This is a genomic window from Paenibacillus caui, assembly GCF_019904135.1.
GTDB classification, from domain to species: Bacteria; Bacillota; Bacilli; order Paenibacillales; family Paenibacillaceae; genus Fontibacillus; species Fontibacillus caui.
Map to the genome: position 1 here is coordinate 1 of NZ_JAIOGQ010000078.1, position 1,223 is coordinate 1,223.

At 44.8% G+C, this 1,223-nt stretch carries 1 protein-coding gene; it reads right to left on the bottom strand.

Translation table 11 applies throughout. The features are described from left to right. Positions 1-14: 14 nt before the first annotated feature. Positions 15-1,144, bottom strand: a protein-coding gene (locus K7397_RS21160) for an IS3 family transposase (protein WP_223070555.1) whose coding sequence is annotated in 2 segments (ribosomal slippage) — positions 15-898 and positions 898-1,144 — 1,131 coding nt in all. Because the reading frame shifts where the segments join, the coding sequence is not laid out codon by codon here. Positions 1,145-1,223: the final 79 nt, after the last annotated feature.

Genomic DNA, 1,223 nt, shown 5'->3' on the forward strand with positions numbered 1-1,223 from the left:
TGGATTGTCAACACTTAACTGGACAACAATTTTGAGGGCAAGCTTCTAGCTTCGACTGGTGTTCGATAACCAAGAGTTCCATGAATGCGATGATGATTGAACCAGTGAACATAGTCGCTCAGTTCGAGGGACAATTGCTCAAGACTCTGGAAGTGAACATGGTTGGCAAACTCCGTCTTGAAGACCTTAAACATGGCCTCAGCGACGGCATTGTCATAGGGGCATGCCTTCTTGCTAAGGGATCGTTGAATACCAAAGGCCGTTAAGGCTTCTGAAATGAGGAGGTTATCAAACTCACTTCCGCGGTCGGTATGGAACATTTGAATTTGATCCAGCCTAACCGAGATACTCGCAAGGGCCGCGTATACAAGACTTGCCGTCTTGCGAGGCCCTGAGCTGTACCCGATGATTTCACGATTAAACAGGTCAACAAATAAACATACGTAATTCCACTTTCCGGCCACGCGGACGTATGTCAAATCACTCACCACGACGGCATAAGGAACGTCCTGGTTAAATTGACGCTGAAGTTGATTCTTTGCTTTTGACTCATTTGAATTCGTTTTATGCGGTTGGTACTGGGCAACCGTATAGTTGGAAACCAAGCCATGTTGTTTCATGATTCGCCCGATCCTGCGCCTTGAAACCTGTAGCGACTTTTTCGCTAGCTCCACCTTGATTTTTCGAGTACCGTAGTTGTTTCGGCTAGCCCGAAAAATCTCTACTATGGCGTCTTCAATGCACTGATCTTCCGAACTTAAAGAAGAAGACTCGGGCTTGTAATAATACGTGCTTCTCGGAACTCCTAGGACGCTACACATTGCTGATACCGAGTATTTGTGCGCATTATTGCGAATCACATTTACTTTCGTCCCATGATCAGCGCGGCTTGCTTTAAAATGTCATTCTCCATCTTAAGACGCTGATTTTCTTTACGGAGAGCGATGAGTTCATTTTCTTCAGATGTACGATTCTCTTTTTCCGTAAAAGATCCGGATTTTTGGCTTTGGTTAATCCAGCGATCCAAAGCCGAAGGTGTCAAATCATACTCACGAACAATATCAGCTCTCGACTTACCGCTTTCGTACAGTTGAACCATCTGTCTTTTGAATTCTGCTGAAAATGTGCGCCTTGCTTGGGCCATTGTCGTTTTGCTCCTTTTGTTTTGTTGTGTTTTTCTAATAGCCCTAATTTTTTCTGTCCAGCTAAGTGTAGCCGATCCA